This window comes from Paraburkholderia acidicola (assembly GCF_002362315.1).
Lineage (GTDB): Bacteria > Pseudomonadota > Gammaproteobacteria > Burkholderiales > Burkholderiaceae > Paraburkholderia > Paraburkholderia acidicola.
Window position 1 is genome coordinate 2329107 of sequence record NZ_MTZV01000006.1, and the last position, 16965, is coordinate 2346071.

Below are 16965 nucleotides of genomic sequence, written 5' to 3' on the forward strand. Positions count from 1 at the left end.
GGGAGTACCGCCATGGCTGACGCCTATGCCGTCACGCTTGCCAGCATGCATCAGGATATGACGCGCCTGAATCATGTTGCGTTGAATCTCGCCAACGTTTCCACCCCAGGCTACAAGCGCGAGGCGGTTGCGGTTCAACCTTTTGTCGATGTGGTGGATGCCTTGCTCGGAACGGCCGCAGGCAACCCGCACGACGCGATGGCGAGTGGCGTACTGGTCGATAACGGCGCGCAGGCACCCGGCGCGCTACAGGTTCGCCACGATATGCGCCCCGGCACGATCAAGATGACCGGCGAGCCGCTCGATCTTGCGTTGACAGGCGACGGCTTCTTCGAGGTATCCACGCCCTCCGGTCCCGCTTACACGCGGCAGGGCAATTTCCGCCTCGACGGACAAGGACATCTCGTGACCGCGCAAGGGTATCCCGTCATGGGTAAGGGCGGTGACATCTATCTGACGACCCAGACGCCGTCGATCGACACGCAAGGCGCCATCACGGAACCGGACACGATGGCTGGACCGAATGCGCCGCCGCGAGGCACGCCGGTTGCACAACTGAGAATCGTCCAGTTCGAGCACCCAGAGAAATTGTCTTCTTTGGGTAACGGGCTGATGAGCGGTAACGATCGCGCGACCGCCGTCGCAGAGGGGAGTGTCCAGATTCGCCAGGGTGCACTCGAAAACGCCAACGTCGACTCCATGCAGGAAATGATGGAGCTGATGCGGACCATGCGGCACTTCGAATCGATGCAGAAGATCGCCCAGGGGTACGACGAAATGCTCGGCCTGTCGCTGCAAAAACTGGGTGACCTGTCATGAAATCGAGTGATCGAATCATCACGCTAAAGAGGATCGCAGACCATGCTTGATGCTTTGTCCATCGGCGCTACGGGCATGCAAGCCCAGCAGCTTGCCGTCAACACGATTGCCAACAACCTCGCAAACGCCAACACGCCGGCATTCAAGAAGGGCGGCGTGAGCTTCACCGACCTGATGATGCTCGACAGCGCTCAGGCATTGCCCGCCGATCTGGATGGCGACGTCGGCAGTGTCGGGCCGCTGGCCGGGGTCCCGCAGTCGGGCGCGGGCGTTGGTATTGCCAGCGTGGCGAAGATGTTCGACACAGGCGACATGCTCAAGACCGGGTCTGCGTTCGATGTCGCGATTCAGGGCGACGGTTTCCTCGAAGTGACGATGCCGGACGGTTCGCGCGCATTCACGCGTGGCGGCACGCTCAAGGTGAATACCGACGGCATGCTCGTTACCCAGTCCGGTTACGCGTTGAAGCCCGGCATCACCGTGCCCGCGCATGCATCGAGTCTCACGATCGACAGTCAGGGCCATGTTGCGGTCACGGTGCCGAATCAATCGTCGCCGGTCGTCATAGGCCAGCTGGAAATGGTGCGCTTTGCGAATCCAGGCGGATTGTCCGCGCAGGGCGACAACCTGTACCGCTCCACCGACGGGTCCGGCGAAGCCATTGCAGCGAAGGCCGGACAGGACGGCATCGGCACGCTCGCGCAGGGTTTTCTCGAAGGGTCCAACGTCAAGATGACCGATGAAATGGTGAACCTGATGATCGCCCAGCGTGCTTACGAGGCGAACGTCAAGGTCGTGCAGGCGTCCGACGACATGTTGGGCATGATCAACAACCTGCGCAAATGACGTTGAGCATGAGTCATGTCTGAACGGACCCTCTCAGTGAGCCGCTCGCATTCCCGAGATCGCTCGCCTGCGCAGAGACGATGCCTCGCGCGTGACTGCGTGAAGCACGGAGTCGCGTCGGTCGTCGCCACGACATGGGTCGTGCTGGCGTCGGCTGCACCGTTGCCGGATGCGGTCGCGATCGATCTGCAGCCACAGGTCGAAGTTCACGATGTGCAGGTGACGCTAGGGGACGTGGCACGTATTCGCGCGCGCGATCCGCAGTTGCAGGCGGAATTGATCGGACTTCCGCTGGGTCGAGCCCCGCTCGCGGGCGAGCGAGTCAGGTTGAGGCGCGACGTGCTGCAGCGCTGGATCGTGGCACGCACCGATATCGATCCGCAGCAGATCGACTGGTCGGACACGGCCTACAGCGAAATCCGTCTGGCGACGCAGATGTTGTCGGGCGATCGCATCGTGCACTGTGCCAGCGACGATCTGTCCGCATGGTTGTCCAGAAGCGATGCACAGGTGCGCGTCGATGTCGTAGCGGTCCCCGCCGATGTCCCTGTGCCGCCAGGCGTACTGACGCTCAAGGCCCGTCAACGGTCGCCTCGTGCGTCGGATGCCGCATTGCTCGCAAAGCGCATGTCGGTATGGGTCGACGTTCTCGTCAACGGTGCCCTGGTGCGTACGGTGCCGGTCGATTTCGACGTGAATGCCCGTGCGCCCGCGTATGTGGCGACGCGCGAACTGACCACCGGCAGCACGCTTGCGCCGGACTCACTGGCGGTGCGTGAAGTCGAATTGAGCGGACGCGCGGCACTGCCGTTGCGCCCCACCGACGATGCGGGAACCGGCGGCGATACGCTGAACAAGCTGCGCTTGCGCCGGCCACTGGTCGCCGGCGACGCGCTGTCCCGCAGCGACGTTGAGCGCGTGCCGGTGGTGACGCGTGGCGAATGGGCGATGTTGAACGATTCGCAGGGAAGCCTGCAACTCGAGAGCCGGGTCGAAGTGCTGGAGGACGGACTGACGGGGCAGACCATTCGCGTGCGGCTGCCGAATGCGAGCAGCTCGATTGCTGCCCGTGTCGTCGGACCCGGCAAGCTGGAGATGCCTTTATGAAAACTGGCAATCGCGCCGCCGTTACATGGGCCGCGTATGGGGCCGCTGTTGTGCTGACAACGATTGCGTCGCTAGCGGCCATTGGCCCGGCGCATGCGGAAAGCCTCTATAACGAAGGGACCTATCACGCACTCGCTGCCGATACGAAAGCCTATCGGACAGGAGATGCCATTACCGTGCTCGTCTATGAGAATTCCAGCGCCACGTCCAGCGCCGACACGTCGACCAAGCGAGGCAACAATCTCAGCGCAGGGATCAACAGCACATTGATCGGCAAGCAACTGAACGGCAGCGTTGCCGTGGGCGGCGATTTCGATGGAGGCGGTTCCACCCAGCGCAGCAACAAGTTGCTCGCCACCTTGACGGTGACTGTACGAGAGGTGCTACCGGACGGCGACTTGCGGATCGCGGGAACCCAGTTGCTGACACTGAACGGCGAGCAGCAGAAAGTGAACGTCGAAGGCCGAGTACGGCCGCAAGATATCTCCACCGATAACGTCGTGCTGTCGACCCGTCTGGCGGATGCCCGTATCGATTACATCGGGGACGGCGATCTGTCCGACCGGCAGAGGCGCGCGTGGTGGCGCAAGGTTGTCGACTGGCTGGGGTTCTGATGAAGATATCTATTCTCCGCGCCGCCGGTTACCCGTTCGTGTTCCTGATGGCGATGTTGCTGCTGGTCGGCGCCTCCGTCGGACATGCCGAAACGATCCGCGTGAAGGACCTGGGCAAGCTGCAGGGCTGGCGTGACAACGCGCTGACCGGCTACGGCATCGTCACCGGTCTCGCTGGAACCGGCGACACGCCGACCAACCAGGTCACCCACCAGGCGCTGGCAAACGTGCTTTCGCAATTCAATCTGACTGTTTCGCCCGACCAGGTGCAGAGCCGCAACGTTGCGGTGGTCATGGTCAGCGCGGCGTTGCCCACCTTCGCCCGCGAAGGTGACACGCTGGACGTGACCGTGACGTCGGCCGGAGACGCGCGCAGTCTGCTAGGAGGAAGCCTGTTGCTCACCTCGCTGAAGGCCGCGAACGGCAGGGTCTATGCGCTTGCACAAGGTCCGCTGTCGGTGGGGGGCTACCGCTACGATGCAAACGGCAACGTCGTGCAGAAAAATCATCCGACCGTCGGCAACATTCCGAACGGCGCGACCGTGGAAGCCGGCGTGAGCGCCGAGATGATGCATGCGGATCACAGCATCACCTTCGTACTGGCTGATGCCGACTATACGACGGCGAGTCGCATCGCTTCCGCGATCAACGCCCAGGTGGGTGGAGGACTCGCGCGTGCACGCGACGCAGAGGGAATCGACATTGCCGTACCCGATGGTCAACGTGATCGGCTGGTGCAGTTCGTGGCGAGTATCGAGAACGTCAAGGTCGAGCCGGACCGGCGCGCGCGGGTCGTGATCAACGAGCGCACGGGTACCGTGGTATCGGGCGGCGATGTGCCGATTTCGAAAGTGGCGATATCTCAGGGCGATCTCAAGATTTCGATTACCAGCGAGAACACGGCATCGCAGCCGTTCGACGTGTGGCGTCCCGGTCCCGGTATACGCACGGCGATCGTGACCAACACGCAGGTCGACGTCGACGAACCGCGTGGTTCGACGTATGTGGCGCCACGCGACACGACGGTTGCCGATCTGGTGCAGTCGCTCTCGAGGCTCAAGGTCAATACGCGCGACATCATCGCCATTCTGCAGGCAGTCAAGGCGGCGGGCGCATTGCATGCCGAACTGGTCATCCAGTAGGCACGCTGCACACATAGGGGATACACGACATGGTTCAAGGAATCGAGGCAATGACCACGGCGGCGCTGAGTCTCGCGTTGGACGCAGCGAGCCTGCGCCAGCAGGCGATCTCGGCCAATATCGCGAACAGCGAGACGCTGGGTTACGTGCCGTTGAAGGTGAGTTTCGAGGACCAGCTCGAAGATGCGCGACGTGCGCTGCATGACCAGGGAAGACTGGATGCGCCCTCGCTGGCCGGTGTCGAACCCCGCATCGAGCATGTCGTTCCGGACGGATTGTCCGCCCACGATCAGATCCGGCCGGACATCGAAGTGGCGGCCCTCGCGCAAAACGCCGTTCAGTATCAGGCGTTGATCAAGGGCCTGTCGAAGCACTTCGCGATCCTGTTCGAAGCGGTCGGCGACGGCAAAAAGTAAACCCGATTCATCACCTGCACCCAACGCCATATGGACTACACACAGGCATTTGCGATCAGCGCGGCGGGCATGTCCGTCGAGCGCACACGGGTCGACGTCGCGGCGCTCAATCTCGCCAACGCCGATACGATTCAGACCGCTGACGGCGTCAGCTATCGCCCGATGCGCGTCATCGCACGCAGTATCGCCACTCAGGGCAGCGGAGCATTCGCGGCTGAAGTGAACCAGGGGCTGACCGACAACAGGCTGTCGGCAATCGGTTTGCCGCAGGCCGACGTTGAACCGCAGACCGTCGAGCCGCGGCTCGTATACGAACCGGGCCATCCGTTTGCCAACAAGAAAGGCTTCGTTTCGTATCCCGGCGTCGATCCGGCAACGGAGATGGTGACGTTGACCCGCGCGCTGCGTGCCTACGAGGCGAATGTCGTAGCGATGAACACCGCACGCACGCTCGCGTTGAAAGCGCTCGACATCGGGTCGTCGTCATGAGCTGGGAAGCCATTCAGGCAGCGGCCCAGGTGCAGCCGGCCGGCTCCGTCGCGCTACCGGCGCTGCCCGCCGATCTTCGTATCGGCGTGCCGGGGCAAATGCAGTCGGCTCAAACCGCGGACACGTCGGCCGCGCTCGGTCAGTTCGGCCAGATGGTCACATCGGGCATAGCCGATGTGAACCAGCAACTGCTGGCATCGCAAACCGGTTTGCAGGAACTCGCGACCGGCAGTGCGGCGAATCTCCATCAGGTGATGATCGGCCTGGAAGAGAGTCGGCTCTCGTTTCAATTGTTGATGCAGGTGCGCAACCGGTTGCTCGAAGCGTACCAGGATGTCATGAAAATGCAGGTATGACTTGTGAAGCCACGATTTTTATTCCGCACGACACGCGTGTCCGTTCTCGACGGCATTGACGCATTACGTCGAGGAGATTACGCATGATCCTGTCTTTCTGGCAGCAGCTCGGCCGTGGCGCACGGACAGGACTGATTGCGGGCGTACTCTGCATCGTCGTGGCGACCGCGGCGATCGGCTACACGTTGCTGCGGCCCGAGTACCAGGTGCTGTTCTCCGGGCTCGCTCCGCAAGACGCAGCGGCGATGGTGGGTGAACTAGATCACCTGAAAATTCCGTACGTGCTCGATGACAACGGCACGTCGATCCTGGTGGACAAGGCGGCGGTCTACAAGACTCGCATCAAGCTGATGGGCGGCGATTTGCCGCTGCACGGTGCGGTGGGCTTCGAGCTGTTCAACACCAGCGACTTCGGTATGACCGAGTTCGCGCAGAAGATCAACTATCAGCGGGCGTTGCAGGGAGAACTGACGCGAACCATTCTCTCGCTGGACGAGATCCGCGATGCACGGGTACTGCTCGCGTTACCGGAGCAAGGTCTGTTCAAGCAGACCGGTAGCACCGCGAAGGCTTCGATCACGCTGATGCTCAAGCCGGGTCAGACGTTGCGCAGCGACCAGATCGCTGGAATCCAGCGTCTCGTAGCGGCGGCGGTCAACGGAATTGCCGCGCAGGACGTCACGATCGTCGATCAGACGGGCGTCGCCCTGACGAGAAACGCCGGTGCCGACGATGTCGGCGACGCGGGAACGGCCAGGCTCGGGCTGAAGAAGGAAATGGAGACGTACCTCGCGCGCAAGGCCGAGCAGGTTCTCGATCGCGCGCTTGGGCCCGCTCAGGGACTCGTCAGCATCGATGTCACGCTCGACATGGATCGCGTGCAGTCGACCCGGGACGATGTCGTCTCGGCGCCTACGAAACCCGGTGAGGTGCCGTCCGGTGTGGTCGTCCGGGAACGTGACACGGAGCGCGACATCAGCGCGCCGCTGGATTCCGGCTCGACCCGCACCGGCCGTGGCGACGGGGGCGGAAGTAGCCAGCGTGAAGTGGAATATGCGGTGGGTCGTCGCGTCGAGCAGGTGATCCAGCAGCCCGGTTCGATCCGGCGTATCGACGTCGTGACAGTCGTCCATCGTGCGCTAGGTGCCGACCAGCAGGAACAGCTCCGCAAAACGATTGCCGCGAGTGTCGGTGCGTCGCCGGAGCGCGGCGACCGGGTTGTAGTTCAGACCATCGACGCATTGAACGCACCGGCTGCGGCGTACGGTGTGACGCCTGCACAGCTTGCCGAACCGGTCCCCGTCGATACGAATCCGGACCGCGCAACGACAGCGTCGGGGGCTCGTCCAATCGATACGAACGCGACACTGTCGTTCAAGCCGCTCTTCATCGGCCTCGGCATGGCGCTCGCACTGGCGATTGCACTGATCGCGGCACGTGTATGGCTGCGTCGGAGTGTCGGAGACGGGGGGCGCACTGGCGCGCCTGTCGAACCGCGTTCGTCGATGTTGTCCAGCGCGCAGCGCGACGCGGCACTGGTTCAGTTGCAAAGATGGTTGCGCGACGGCGCATCGTTGCCGGCAGACGGAGATAAACGGTGAAGGCGCCCCTGCAAGGCCGTATTGCCATGAATACGTCGCAGCCGCAAACCGGCGACGACGTAGCGATCGGTCTGCGAAAAGCCGCGCTTCTACTGCACGCCGTGTCGCAGGCCGACCGGCAATGGCTGCTCGGGCGTGTGGATGACGCGCGGCGCGAGCAGTTGTCCAGTCTGATCGATGAGATCGAAACGTTGGGCATTCCAGCCGATTACATGCTGGTGCGCGACGTCGTCGAATTGCCGCGCAGCCTCGCGCTCGCGTTCGGCGCGGATAGTCCGGCGGCGCACGGGAGCGACGAAGCGTTCGACGCAATCGAGCATCTGTTTCGTGTCGTCGACGCAGCAGCGCCTGCGCGGCTCGCGCAGATTCTGCGCGACGAGCCGGCTGGGCTGATTGCGTCGTTGCTCGACATGTACCCGTGGTCGTGGCGACATGCGGTGCTGAGCCAGCTCGGTGTCGTCAGGCGTCGTCAGATCGAGGAACTGTCGATGTTGCCGCGGGCCTCCGCTGACGCTGCGCCGGCTCCGGCATTGAGGGTGTTTCTGCTATCGGCGATCGAGCGGAAGCTGGAGGCGCTGCCGCTTGCCCAGCCGGTGGCCGGGCCGACCGAGGTTCGGCAGAGCGCCGGGCGATTCGAGCTTGCGCGAAGCTGGCGGCGATTTATCGAATGGCGCAGGCTTTCGAAGGCACGGTCATGAGCAATCCGGACCGGCTCATGCCCTCCAGTCACCTGGCTGCCCCCGACGTTCGGGATGGCAGTGTGCTACACGATGTCGCCATCGATATCCAACCGCGCCTGCTGTCGCGACAATCGTTCGCGACGAAGGACGACCGTGGCGGCGCGGGGGGCGATCCGGCGAAGACGCGCGACACGCCGTCTGCGACGAAGCCAGATGGTCTGCAGCTCATCGAACAGCGCACCGAACAGGGCTATCGCGACGGATTTGCGGCCGGGCAGCAGGAAGGGCGGGCGTCGGGTGCGCAACAGGGCTATCAGGACGGTCTCGAGCGCGGCAAACAGGACGCACGGGATGCCGCCGAAAAACTCGTGCGGCAGGAAATGGAGGATGCTCATCGCAGCGTGCAGGAGCGCGTGGCGTTGCTCGACCAGTTGATCGACGCGTTGCCCGGACAGATCGCGCTGCGCCTGCATGCCGTCGAAGACGACATGGTCGCGCTGTGCCATCAGATCGTGTGTCGCATCCTTGGCGAGCGTCTGGTAAGTGCCGAGGGTGTAGCCCATCTCGTGCGTCAGGCCATCGATCTCACGCATGGCGAAGCATCGAGTCACGCATCGCAGAAGCCGCTCGTCGCGATACATCTGCATTCCCGCGATCTCGAGAAACTGCAGGGCGACGAGCAGGCCATGACGTTACTGGCCCGGCGTCTCGCGACGACATCGAATGCGGTGCCGCTCGTCGGCGACGACAGCGTCGGCATCGGCGGCTGCGTCGTGCATTCCCACGGCGGTAGCCTCGACGCGCGGCTTGCAACCCAGATGGCGTCGCTCGCCGGCGTGCTGACGCAGGAGACCACACGATGAACCGGCTCGCGTACCTGCGGGATGTCGTGCGCGGCGCGGAACTCGCGCGGCGTACCGGCGTGGTGCGCGAGACACGCGGGCTCGCCATCGAGGCACGCGGCCCGCGCGCCCGCGTGGGCGAATTGTGTGCGCTACTACCGCCCGGCTATGCGGATGCGGTTGCGGCGAGCGACATGCTGGCTACGCTGCTTGCGGCACCTGGTGCTTCGTCGGTTCCCACTGGTCCCAACGGCAGCGCACCGATGCTTGCGGAGGTCGTAGGCGTTCAGCCTGATCACGTCACCTTGATGCCTTACGGTAGCGTCAACGGTTTGTCCGCGGGCAGCACGGTGGTTGCGTTGGGCAACCAGTCGATGTACGCGGTGGGCGAGGGATTGCTCGGCCGCATCGTCGACGGCTTCGGACGACCGCTGGACGGTAAGCCCGCGCCGACACCCAGCGCATGGCGACCGCTCGAAGGACGACCGACCAATCCGATGCAACGGCCTGCCATCACGAATGTGCTCGAAACCGGCGTGCGCAGTATCGACTGCATGCTGACGATCGGACAGGGCCAGCGAGTCGGTATTTTTGCGGGCAGTGGGGTAGGCAAGAGCACGCTGCTTGGCATGATCGCGCAGCACGTGAAGGCCGACGTCAATGTCATCGCGCTGATCGGCGAACGCGGGCGCGAGGTGCGCGAGTTTATTGAACAACAACTCGGGGAGGCGGGACTCCAGCGCTCCGTGGTGGTGGTTGCAACCGCCGATCAACCCGCGCTCGCGCGGGTTCGTGCCGCGCACGCGGCGCTGACGATTGCAGAGTACTTCCGGGATGCCGGGCGACAGGTCGTGCTGACGATGGATTCGATCACGCGGCTCGCCATGGCGCGACGGGAGATCGGTCTCGCCGCCGGCGAACCGCCGACCGCGCGTGGCTATACCCCCTCTGTATTCGCCGAGCTTCCGCAACTATGCGAACGTTGTGGAACCGCTGCGTCCGGTGGCGCGATCACTGCACTATTGACGGTCCTGGTCGAAGGGGACGACTTCAACGAGCCGGTGTCCGACGCACTGCGCGCGATTCTCGACGGCCACGTCGTGCTGTCGCGACAACTGGCTCACGACGGCCAGTACCCGGCGATCGACCTGCTCAAGAGCGCGAGCCGGCTGCTTCCGGTTCTGACCACGCAGGCCGAGCGCGCACTGATCGCGCGTGCGACTGCGATGCTGTCGATGCTCGAACGTAACCGGCAAATCGTCGAGCTGGGTGCGTATGAGAAGGGTGCGAATCCGGAACTGGACGACGCCATTGCGCGCGAGCGTCAGATGCGTGGGTGGCTGAATCAGGCCGGTGGCGGTATTGCCCGCGCTGACGCCTTGCGGCAATTGGCCCAGGTGCTGGAGGGCGGTACGCCATGAGTGTAGATCTACGCGGTTTCCGTTACGCGCTGGAACCGTTGCGACGCCAATCCGAATGGCGGCTCGACATGGCACGCGCACGGGTTGCCGCAGTGGGCCGACAGATTCGCGACGCGCAGTCGCAGCTGGACGCGGCACGCAAACATTATCTGAAGCAATGCGAGTTGCTTGGTCGATCGATTGCACAGCGTCTCGACCCGGGTCTCCACCGGCACAGGTTGAGCTGGCTCGCGCGGCTGGATTCACAGGTTCGCGACGAGGAGCGCGCACTGAGCGATCTCGAAGCCGAGCGCGGCGAACTGATTGCGCAATGCCGCGTTGAAGAGCAGAAGCGAGACATGCTCGACGAGCATCGCAACAGATGCATCGAGCAATTCGTACTCGAAGCGCGCAACCGGGTTGCGGCGGAAGCGGATCGCGACTGGTTGTCCCGTCGCGACATTCGCGAGTTTCAATCAAGACGTACTGCATCGACACTCGACGAGGTAACACGGTGAATCCGCTCGGTAATCTGGGCACTGGGCCGCTTGCTGTCATGCGCACGGAGCCAGTGAGAAGTGACGACGCAGACGATCAACGTGAGTCGAATCAGAAGCAGCTCGCGTGGCAACGTGCGATGGAACAAGCTGGAATGACGACGTTGCTTGAATCGTCGGCGGGATCCGATGCCAATGGTGGCGCGAAGATGAGCTATGCCGCAGGCGGCGGATCGCCGTTTTCGGGTGCGGATAAACCGGCTGCCGATGTACTGCGCGAGCGCGCCGGCTCATCGTCGCCGCAGTCCGCAGGCGACTTGTCGAATGAAGGCGCAGCGGGCGCTGTCGATGCACAAGGCGCCGAAACAGCATATGGACGCGTCCTGTCCTCCTCACAGGATCATGCAGGCGCACTGACGGCTTCGCCATACGACACGGATCTAACGTCTACCTCACGGCAAGCCGGCCCGGCGGAAGAGTCCGTCGTGTGGGCCGCGAGTCCGATGATCGCGCTGCGTCGGCTTCACGCTGCGGAAACACCTGCGGACCGCACACAGGCTGAGCCGGCAGAAGACGCGGGCCAGACACGACGCGGCGCAACGGATATCGACGACACGCAGCCACACGCTGCGCAATCCGGCATGCGGCTTTACGCCGAATGGTCCGGCGATGACGTGCGAATCTGGCTGGGTGCCGATCGCACCGAGGCGCCGGCGGTCGTTCCGCTGGTCAGCCGGCTCCGGCAGTGGCTCGCGGGCCACGGTGTGCGTTTGCTCGGCGTGATCTGCAACGGGCGCACAGTCGAGCAACGCGACAACGCTTCGTTTCACGAACAGCGGCTGGCCGATACCGACGACTTCTTTGCCGCACCTCAACCGCACTCTCATCTCAAGGAACTTCCATGACGATCAGCGCAGTCACCGGTACGTCCGGATCAGCGGTTCCGCCGCAATCCAGTCTGAACATGCAGGATTTCCTGAAAGTGCTGCTGACCCAGCTGACCTATCAGGACCCGATGAAGCCCATGGATAACGAACAGTTCATGGCTCAGATTGCGCAGTTCACGACCTTGCAACAGACGCAGCAAATGAACAGCAACATCGCGCAGCTGCTGACCAATCAGGCATCGCTGCAGTCGGTCGGTCTGATCGGTCGCACTGTGGATCTGACGACGAACTCCGGCGCGGTGACGGGCACCGTGACCGCGCTGTCGCTGGCAGGAAGTTCGCCGCAACTGACGGTCAAGACCGGCGCCGGTGCGACGCTCACCAATATCGACCTGAGTCAGGTCACGACCGTGCGTTGATACGCAAGTCGACATATCAGGAGATCCAGATGCTCGATACGATCCACATCGCAATGAGTGGCCTGAACGGATATGAAAAAGGGCTGCGCGTTATTTCGAACGATACCGCCAACCTGAATACGCCCGGCTTCAAGGGTTCGAGTCTGCAATTCGCGGACATGTTCTATTCGGACGGGCAGCCCATGGGCGACGGACAGAACCGTGAGCAGTATGGGTACGGTCTGGACACGCTTGGTACGGTGCTGAACTTCCAGCAGGGACAGTTGCAGACGACGGGCAACGATCTGGACCTCGCGGTGGACGGCTCCGGGCTCTTTATGATGCGCGACGGCAGCGGTGCGATCCACGGTTCACGCGATGGTCGCCTCAAATTCACCAACGACGGCACGCTGGTGTCGTCGACGACGAACGAACAGGTGATGGCGCGCGACGGTCACGGCAATCTGGTTTCGGTCAATATCGGTGGAATGCGGACCAGTCCGGCCGGTGCGACGACCACGATCGCGTTGTCCGGGAATCTGTCGAGTAGCGTCAATTCGCAGACGGTCGGTGGCATCACCGTGATCGACAGGACGGGTACGGCGCATGCACTGTCGTTGAAGTTCGACGCGCAGAGCGGTACAGCCGGTGCATGGGCCATTACGCTGCTCGACGGAACCCGGACTGTTGGAACCGGCAAGATGACTTTCGCCAACGGCAGGCCGGACGCATCGAGCAACCGCGTGACGGTGGCTTACACACCCGACGGGCAACCCTCGATCCCGCTGCAACTCGATTTTTCCACGGACGTGACCTCGTACGACTCGGGCACCCAGACGACACTGACGATGAAGTCGCAGGACGGCTATGGCCCGGGCAATCTGAGCCGCGCGACGTTTGACGCGAGCGGCACGCTCCAGCTCGCCTACTCGAATGGACAGACAACCCACGGGCCGCGGCTGGCGCTAGGCCAGTTCAATTCGCAAGACGCTATCCGGCCGGTCGGGAACAACGAATTCGAAACGACCGGTGGTCAGACGTGGCAGATCGGCGTGGCAGGAGAGCAAGGGCTTGGTAGCTTGCGCTCCGGTACCGTCGAGATTTCGAATGTCGACCTGTCGCAGGAGTTCAGCAATCTGGTCATCATGCAACGCGGCTATCAGGCGTCGTCGCAGATCGTGTCGACAGCCAGCGACATGCTTAACCAGCTGTTTCAGATGCAGAGCAAATGAATATGTATCCCGGCGAGCGCGCTCACGCAGAGACACCCGATGCTCTGCTATCCGTCGAGGCGTCGACGCAGGCGGTTCGGGCCTTGCGCTGGTGGTCCGAACCGCAACGAGCACATCTGTCCCAGGCCGTCGAGGCAGCGCTGCGACGCTGGCAACAGGCGTGGGATCCAGCGCCTGCCGAGCCCGCAGGCGAGGACATCGTACGTTGCGAGCCGGCTGCGGGACCGGTAGCGACCATGACATGGCGGGCGCTACCCGTCGATGCCCGGATCGGACGTGCGTGGTATGCACTGACGCTGACGGCTGCGCCAGACGATGCCGCACCGTCGCCGCTATGGGCCGCGTTGCTGCCGTCTCTCGTTGAGCAGCTCGCGTCGCACACGCATGGCCTCGCGCGCGATCGAACGGGTCACAGCGCGAATCTGGCGCAGGAAACGGCACATGCCGCCTGGACGGATTGTGGCCGGCACCTGGCCGATCTGTTTAACCAGGCGGGCGACGCGGCGCACCTTACCGCACCGCGAACCGGCAGCGCCGACGAAGCGCCCGCGCTGGACATCTGGGTACCCTGGTCCGGCGCATTGAGGCTGACCGTGCGGTGGTGGTCGACGGAAATCCATGTTCTTGTCGGCGACGGCTGTGTTCGCACGCTGCTGGGTTCCGGGTCGTCTTCCGCGCCCGCTGTCCATGACAGGGATGCACGCGGCGACACAGTGCGACGACCCGAACTCGTGCCTGTCATTCACGCACTGGCCGGTTACCCGATCACGATGAATGTCGAGTTGACGCCCGTCGAGCTGGACCTGGGCGCGTTGACAACGATGAGCGTTGGAGACGTGCTGCGTACTTCCCACGAACTGTCCACGCCGTTGCTGGTAACGGACGAGAGAGGAAAGTTTTTCTGCGGCGGCTTTCTCGGGCGCTCGGACGACCGGCGTGCCATCGAACTGCTTTCCGATATGCCGTCCGTAACGCCGGTCACGGCCCGTACGGGGCCGGACATCCCCCACTGAAACCGCGGCCTCCGGGACGCGCGCGAGCTATCCGCGCGTCGCCTGTCGACGCCCTGCCCAACTGACTGACCCTGACTCCATGACCATGTCGAACCACAACGCTCAACCTGCCAGCTCATCCGAATCGCCAGTCGCGCAAGTGCTTGCATTGAGCGAACTGAAACAGCAACCCGCATCGGACAACCACGCCACCATGCCGTCGATCGCGGCGTTACCCGGTGCGAACAATCCGTTGCACCAGGTGAAGGCCCACCTGACCGTGCACGTCGGTTCAGCCGTCATTCCCGTCGGCGAACTGATGGCAGCGAAGCAATCGCAGGTCGTGCGGCTCGATCGTCGTATCGAGCAGGCGGTCGACATCATGCTGGAGGGGCAAGTCGTCGCGCGCGGACAACTCGTTGCGGTCGGCGAGCATTTTGGCGTGCGCATCACCGAACTGCCCGTACCGTTGACCGTCTGAGCCGAACCGAATGGTCTATCAAAGCATTCTTCCCGCGACACTGCCGCTGGTGCGCGACTCCGGGTTCGCATCGGGCGGCGTCGACGCACGCTGGCTCGCGCTGCTCGGCGTGCTGGTGTGTATTGCCTGCTTCGTCGCGACGAAGCTGCGTAGCCGCCGCATGAGCGGGGCGAGCACCGCCAACCGGCGAACGTGGGCCGCGCGTTTCGGCATGGCAAGCACCGACAATCCGCTTCGCGTCGTGCAATCGGTTCGTTTGACGCAACGTGCCTCGGTGCACGTGGTGCGTTGGGGAGAGCGGGAGTGGCTGATTGGCTGCACGGACCAGCATCTGTCGGTGCTGGATGACCTTTCCGGGGCGAGCGGCCAGCAGCACAAGGGTCCGGTCACCGAATCGCCTCGGCCTGCGGAGGACGCATGAACCGCAAGCGCAGCCTGTGGCGTGTCCTGCTAGCCATCGTGCTATTCGTCGTCGTTCAGGCATACGCGGTGCAGCCCGCGCTGGCCGCCGATCCTATTGCTGCGCTGACGCCGTTCGCGACCGGCCATGCCGCGCAGGGACAACTGAGCACGCCCAATGCGGAAACGGCACAGGCGTTGCGCATCGTGCTCGGGCTCACGATACTCGCGGTGCTTCCCGCGTTGCTCGTATCGTTGACCTCGTTCCTGCGCATCATCATCGTGCTGTCGATGTTGCGCCACGCGATCGGCATGCAGGAGACACCGCCCAATACCGTGCTGATCGGTCTGGCGTTGTTCCTGACGCTGTTTACGATGTCGCCGGTGCTGGAGCGCATGAACAAGGATGCGCTGCAACCGTTCATGGCAGGTTCGCTGTCGATCGAGGCAGCGGTCGACAAGGGCAGCGTTCCGTTACGGGAATTCATGGTCCGCCAGACCCGCGAGGAGGATCTCGCGCTGATGGTGGAGCTGTCCCGGGCCAAGCCGCCCAAGACCATGGACGACATCAGCAACGTCCAGCTCATTCCCGCCTATATGCTCTCCGAGCTTCGGGCAGGATTTCAGATCGGCTTCGTGGTGTTTCTGCCGTTCCTGCTGATCGATCTGATTGTCTCCAGTGTGTTGATGGCATTGGGCATGATGATGATGCCGCCTGCGACCATTTCACTGCCGCTCAAGATCCTCATGTTCGTGTTGATCGATGGTTGGAGCCTGTTGCTGAAGGCTCTGGTCGGATCGTTTCATTGAGGCGAACGCACGGACATGGCGAGTTCGCGATCCGGTCCATCGATGCGCGACGGCGGTAGCGATCCGTCGGGATCGACCGTAGCCGCAACGATTGCCTCTTCGCGACCAGCGGACGAAGAGGGTGATGAAGCGCTCGTCCAGCAGTGGTGGTCGCTGTTTCGTCCAAGGGTGAGTGAAGATGCACCGGCATACGGTGCAGCGGGAACGGTGGGGAACGAACCGCCGGCGGTGCGCGAACAACTGATCGCGCACTACCTGCCGCTCGCGCGCATGATGGCGGGAAAACTCTATGCGGGCCGGATGCACAACGAGATCGAGTTCGACGACTATCTGCAGTTTGCGACCATTGGATTGATTGAAGCAATTGACCGGTTCGACCCGTGGCGAGCGGTGCAATTCAAGACCTACGCGACGGTGCGCATGCGTGGCGCTGTGCTGAACGGGCTGGAGCGTCTCTCGGAAAAGCAGCAGCAAATAGCTTGCCGACAGAGGTTGCGTGAAGAACGTGCAGGATCGTTTGCGACCGATGCGCTGCCCGACGATCTCGACAGCCTGTTCGGTATGCTCGCGGAGGTCGGTGTGGGCCTCGCGCTAGGCATCCTGCTCGAAGGGTCGGGCATGATCGACGAGTCGCCGCAGGCTGGATTGCAGGAACAGCCCGGTTACTTCGCGCATGTCGAATTGCAGCAATTGCGCGAACAGGTGCGCTCGCTCGTCGATACCTTGCCCGGGCAGGAGCGCATGGTGATTCGGCTGCACTACGTGCAGGAAATGTCCTTCGCGGATATTGCGCTGGAACTGGGTGTGTCGAGAGGGCGCATCGCCCAGATCCATCGCAAGGCGCTTGGATCGCTGCGTACCCAGTGCAATGCATCGCGATCGTGCGATGTGGCCTGGTAGCCCGCTTTGCGTCGATCCATTGAATACATACGCGCGCACGCCGCGCAAGGAGATCAG

General features: G+C 63.2%; 21 protein-coding genes. All 21 read left to right on the forward strand.

Features of this window, described 5'->3' with window-relative positions; translation table 11 throughout:
- Positions 1-12: 12 nt before the first annotated feature.
- The 21 genes from BWP39_RS28995 to BWP39_RS29095 all read left to right on the forward strand — a co-directional run bounded on the left by BWP39_RS28995 (position 13) and on the right by BWP39_RS29095 (position 16908).
- Entirely contained in the window at positions 13-819 is an 807-nt protein-coding gene (locus BWP39_RS28995; RefSeq protein WP_096725629.1) for a flagellar hook-basal body protein, read from the forward strand.
- A 42-nt stretch (positions 820-861) separates the two neighbouring features.
- Positions 862-1665: a flagellar basal-body rod protein FlgG gene (gene flgG / locus BWP39_RS29000; protein WP_096725630.1), complete on the forward strand. Its 804-nt coding sequence runs from the start codon at positions 862-864 to the stop codon at positions 1663-1665.
- Between the two features lie 99 nt (positions 1666-1764).
- Positions 1765-2772 (forward strand): flagellar basal body P-ring formation chaperone FlgA, encoded by a 1008-nt coding sequence (flgA, locus tag BWP39_RS29005; RefSeq protein WP_157915194.1) that lies wholly within the window; start codon positions 1765-1767, stop codon positions 2770-2772.
- Entirely contained in the window at positions 2769-3386 is a 618-nt protein-coding gene (locus BWP39_RS29010) for a flagellar basal body L-ring protein FlgH (RefSeq protein ID WP_096725632.1), read from the forward strand. Before flgA ends, BWP39_RS29010 begins: the two co-directional genes overlap by 4 nt.
- Complete coding sequence (locus BWP39_RS29015; protein ID WP_096725633.1) at positions 3386-4528, forward strand: flagellar basal body P-ring protein FlgI; 1143 nt, start codon at positions 3386-3388, stop codon at positions 4526-4528. The genes BWP39_RS29010 and BWP39_RS29015 overlap by 1 nt, the downstream gene beginning before the upstream one ends.
- Before the next feature lie 29 nt (positions 4529-4557).
- Positions 4558-4944, forward strand: a complete 387-nt coding sequence (locus BWP39_RS29020) for a flagellar basal body rod protein FlgB (protein WP_096725634.1) — start codon at positions 4558-4560, stop codon at positions 4942-4944.
- Between the two features lie 30 nt (positions 4945-4974).
- Complete coding sequence (gene flgC / locus BWP39_RS29025; RefSeq protein ID WP_096725635.1) at positions 4975-5433, forward strand: flagellar basal body rod protein FlgC; 459 nt, start codon at positions 4975-4977, stop codon at positions 5431-5433.
- The gene (gene fliE, locus BWP39_RS29030; RefSeq protein ID WP_096725636.1) at positions 5430-5789 is read left to right on the forward strand and encodes a flagellar hook-basal body complex protein FliE; all 360 of its coding nucleotides are present in this window, start codon (positions 5430-5432) and stop codon (positions 5787-5789) included. Before flgC ends, fliE begins: the two co-directional genes overlap by 4 nt.
- An 83-nt stretch (positions 5790-5872) precedes the next feature.
- Entirely contained in the window at positions 5873-7390 is a 1518-nt protein-coding gene (gene fliF / locus BWP39_RS29035) for a flagellar basal-body MS-ring/collar protein FliF (RefSeq protein WP_096725637.1), read from the forward strand.
- Positions 7387-8088, forward strand: a complete 702-nt coding sequence (locus tag BWP39_RS29040; protein ID WP_096725638.1) for a hypothetical protein — start codon at positions 7387-7389, stop codon at positions 8086-8088. The genes fliF and BWP39_RS29040 overlap by 4 nt, the downstream gene beginning before the upstream one ends.
- Before the next feature lie 17 nt (positions 8089-8105).
- A complete protein-coding gene (locus BWP39_RS29045) occupies positions 8106-8933 on the forward strand; it encodes a FliH/SctL family protein (protein WP_157915195.1) in 828 nt (275 codons plus the stop codon).
- Positions 8930-10333, forward strand: a complete 1404-nt coding sequence (locus tag BWP39_RS29050; protein ID WP_096725640.1) for a FliI/YscN family ATPase — start codon at positions 8930-8932, stop codon at positions 10331-10333. Before BWP39_RS29045 ends, BWP39_RS29050 begins: the two co-directional genes overlap by 4 nt.
- Positions 10330-10830: a hypothetical protein gene (locus BWP39_RS29055; protein WP_096725641.1), complete on the forward strand. Its 501-nt coding sequence runs from the start codon at positions 10330-10332 to the stop codon at positions 10828-10830. Before BWP39_RS29050 ends, BWP39_RS29055 begins: the two co-directional genes overlap by 4 nt.
- Before the next feature lie 134 nt (positions 10831-10964).
- Positions 10965-11714, forward strand: a complete 750-nt coding sequence (locus BWP39_RS29060; RefSeq protein ID WP_133116966.1) for a hypothetical protein — start codon at positions 10965-10967, stop codon at positions 11712-11714.
- A complete protein-coding gene (locus BWP39_RS29065; RefSeq protein ID WP_096725643.1) occupies positions 11711-12115 on the forward strand; it encodes a flagellar hook assembly protein FlgD in 405 nt (134 codons plus the stop codon). The genes BWP39_RS29060 and BWP39_RS29065 overlap by 4 nt, the downstream gene beginning before the upstream one ends.
- Positions 12116-12144: 29 nt before the next feature.
- Positions 12145-13326 carry a flagellar hook-basal body complex protein gene (locus BWP39_RS29070; RefSeq protein WP_096726240.1) on the forward strand — a complete coding sequence of 394 codons (1182 nt, stop codon included), beginning with the start codon at positions 12145-12147 and terminating at the stop codon, positions 13324-13326.
- On the forward strand, positions 13323-14339 hold the full coding sequence (locus BWP39_RS29075; protein WP_133116967.1) for a FliM/FliN family flagellar motor C-terminal domain-containing protein: 1017 nt from the start codon (positions 13323-13325) through the stop codon (positions 14337-14339). Before BWP39_RS29070 ends, BWP39_RS29075 begins: the two co-directional genes overlap by 4 nt.
- A gap of 79 nt (positions 14340-14418) precedes the next feature.
- On the forward strand, positions 14419-14799 hold the full coding sequence (locus BWP39_RS29080) for a FliM/FliN family flagellar motor switch protein (protein WP_096725645.1): 381 nt from the start codon (positions 14419-14421) through the stop codon (positions 14797-14799).
- 10 nt (positions 14800-14809) lie between these two features.
- Complete coding sequence (locus BWP39_RS29085) at positions 14810-15220, forward strand: flagellar biosynthetic protein FliO (RefSeq protein WP_096725646.1); 411 nt, start codon at positions 14810-14812, stop codon at positions 15218-15220.
- On the forward strand, positions 15217-16008 hold the full coding sequence (fliP, locus tag BWP39_RS29090) for a flagellar type III secretion system pore protein FliP (RefSeq protein WP_170043914.1): 792 nt from the start codon (positions 15217-15219) through the stop codon (positions 16006-16008). The genes BWP39_RS29085 and fliP overlap by 4 nt, the downstream gene beginning before the upstream one ends.
- 15 nt (positions 16009-16023) lie before the next feature.
- Complete coding sequence (locus BWP39_RS29095; protein ID WP_096725647.1) at positions 16024-16908, forward strand: sigma-70 family RNA polymerase sigma factor; 885 nt, start codon at positions 16024-16026, stop codon at positions 16906-16908.
- Positions 16909-16965: the final 57 nt, after the last annotated feature.

Excerpts from the sequence above, each read along its gene's own strand:
- BWP39_RS28995 (WP_096725629.1), top strand. The coding sequence starts at position 13 with ATGGCTGACGCCTATGCCGTCACGCTTGCCAGCATGCATCAGGATATG.
- flgG (WP_096725630.1), top strand. The coding sequence starts at position 862 with ATGCTTGATGCTTTGTCCATCGGCGCTACGGGCATGCAAGCCCAGCAG.
- BWP39_RS29010 (WP_096725632.1), top strand. The coding sequence starts at position 2,769 with ATGAAAACTGGCAATCGCGCCGCCGTTACATGGGCCGCGTATGGGGCC.
- BWP39_RS29015 (WP_096725633.1), top strand. The coding sequence starts at position 3,386 with ATGAAGATATCTATTCTCCGCGCCGCCGGTTACCCGTTCGTGTTCCTG.
- BWP39_RS29020 (WP_096725634.1), top strand. The coding sequence starts at position 4,558 with ATGGTTCAAGGAATCGAGGCAATGACCACGGCGGCGCTGAGTCTCGCG.
- flgC (WP_096725635.1), top strand. The coding sequence starts at position 4,975 with ATGGACTACACACAGGCATTTGCGATCAGCGCGGCGGGCATGTCCGTC.
- fliE (WP_096725636.1), top strand. The coding sequence starts at position 5,430 with ATGAGCTGGGAAGCCATTCAGGCAGCGGCCCAGGTGCAGCCGGCCGGC.
- fliF (WP_096725637.1), top strand. The coding sequence starts at position 5,873 with ATGATCCTGTCTTTCTGGCAGCAGCTCGGCCGTGGCGCACGGACAGGA.
- BWP39_RS29045 (WP_157915195.1), top strand. The coding sequence starts at position 8,106 with ATGCCCTCCAGTCACCTGGCTGCCCCCGACGTTCGGGATGGCAGTGTG.
- BWP39_RS29050 (WP_096725640.1), top strand. The coding sequence starts at position 8,930 with ATGAACCGGCTCGCGTACCTGCGGGATGTCGTGCGCGGCGCGGAACTC.
- BWP39_RS29055 (WP_096725641.1), top strand. The coding sequence starts at position 10,330 with ATGAGTGTAGATCTACGCGGTTTCCGTTACGCGCTGGAACCGTTGCGA.
- BWP39_RS29060 (WP_133116966.1), top strand. The coding sequence starts at position 10,965 with ATGACGACGTTGCTTGAATCGTCGGCGGGATCCGATGCCAATGGTGGC.
- BWP39_RS29065 (WP_096725643.1), top strand. The coding sequence starts at position 11,711 with ATGACGATCAGCGCAGTCACCGGTACGTCCGGATCAGCGGTTCCGCCG.
- BWP39_RS29070 (WP_096726240.1), top strand. The coding sequence starts at position 12,145 with ATGCTCGATACGATCCACATCGCAATGAGTGGCCTGAACGGATATGAA.
- BWP39_RS29075 (WP_133116967.1), top strand. The coding sequence starts at position 13,323 with ATGAATATGTATCCCGGCGAGCGCGCTCACGCAGAGACACCCGATGCT.
- BWP39_RS29080 (WP_096725645.1), top strand. The coding sequence starts at position 14,419 with ATGACCATGTCGAACCACAACGCTCAACCTGCCAGCTCATCCGAATCG.
- BWP39_RS29085 (WP_096725646.1), top strand. The coding sequence starts at position 14,810 with ATGGTCTATCAAAGCATTCTTCCCGCGACACTGCCGCTGGTGCGCGAC.
- fliP (WP_170043914.1), top strand. The coding sequence starts at position 15,217 with ATGAACCGCAAGCGCAGCCTGTGGCGTGTCCTGCTAGCCATCGTGCTA.
- BWP39_RS29095 (WP_096725647.1), top strand. The coding sequence starts at position 16,024 with ATGGCGAGTTCGCGATCCGGTCCATCGATGCGCGACGGCGGTAGCGAT.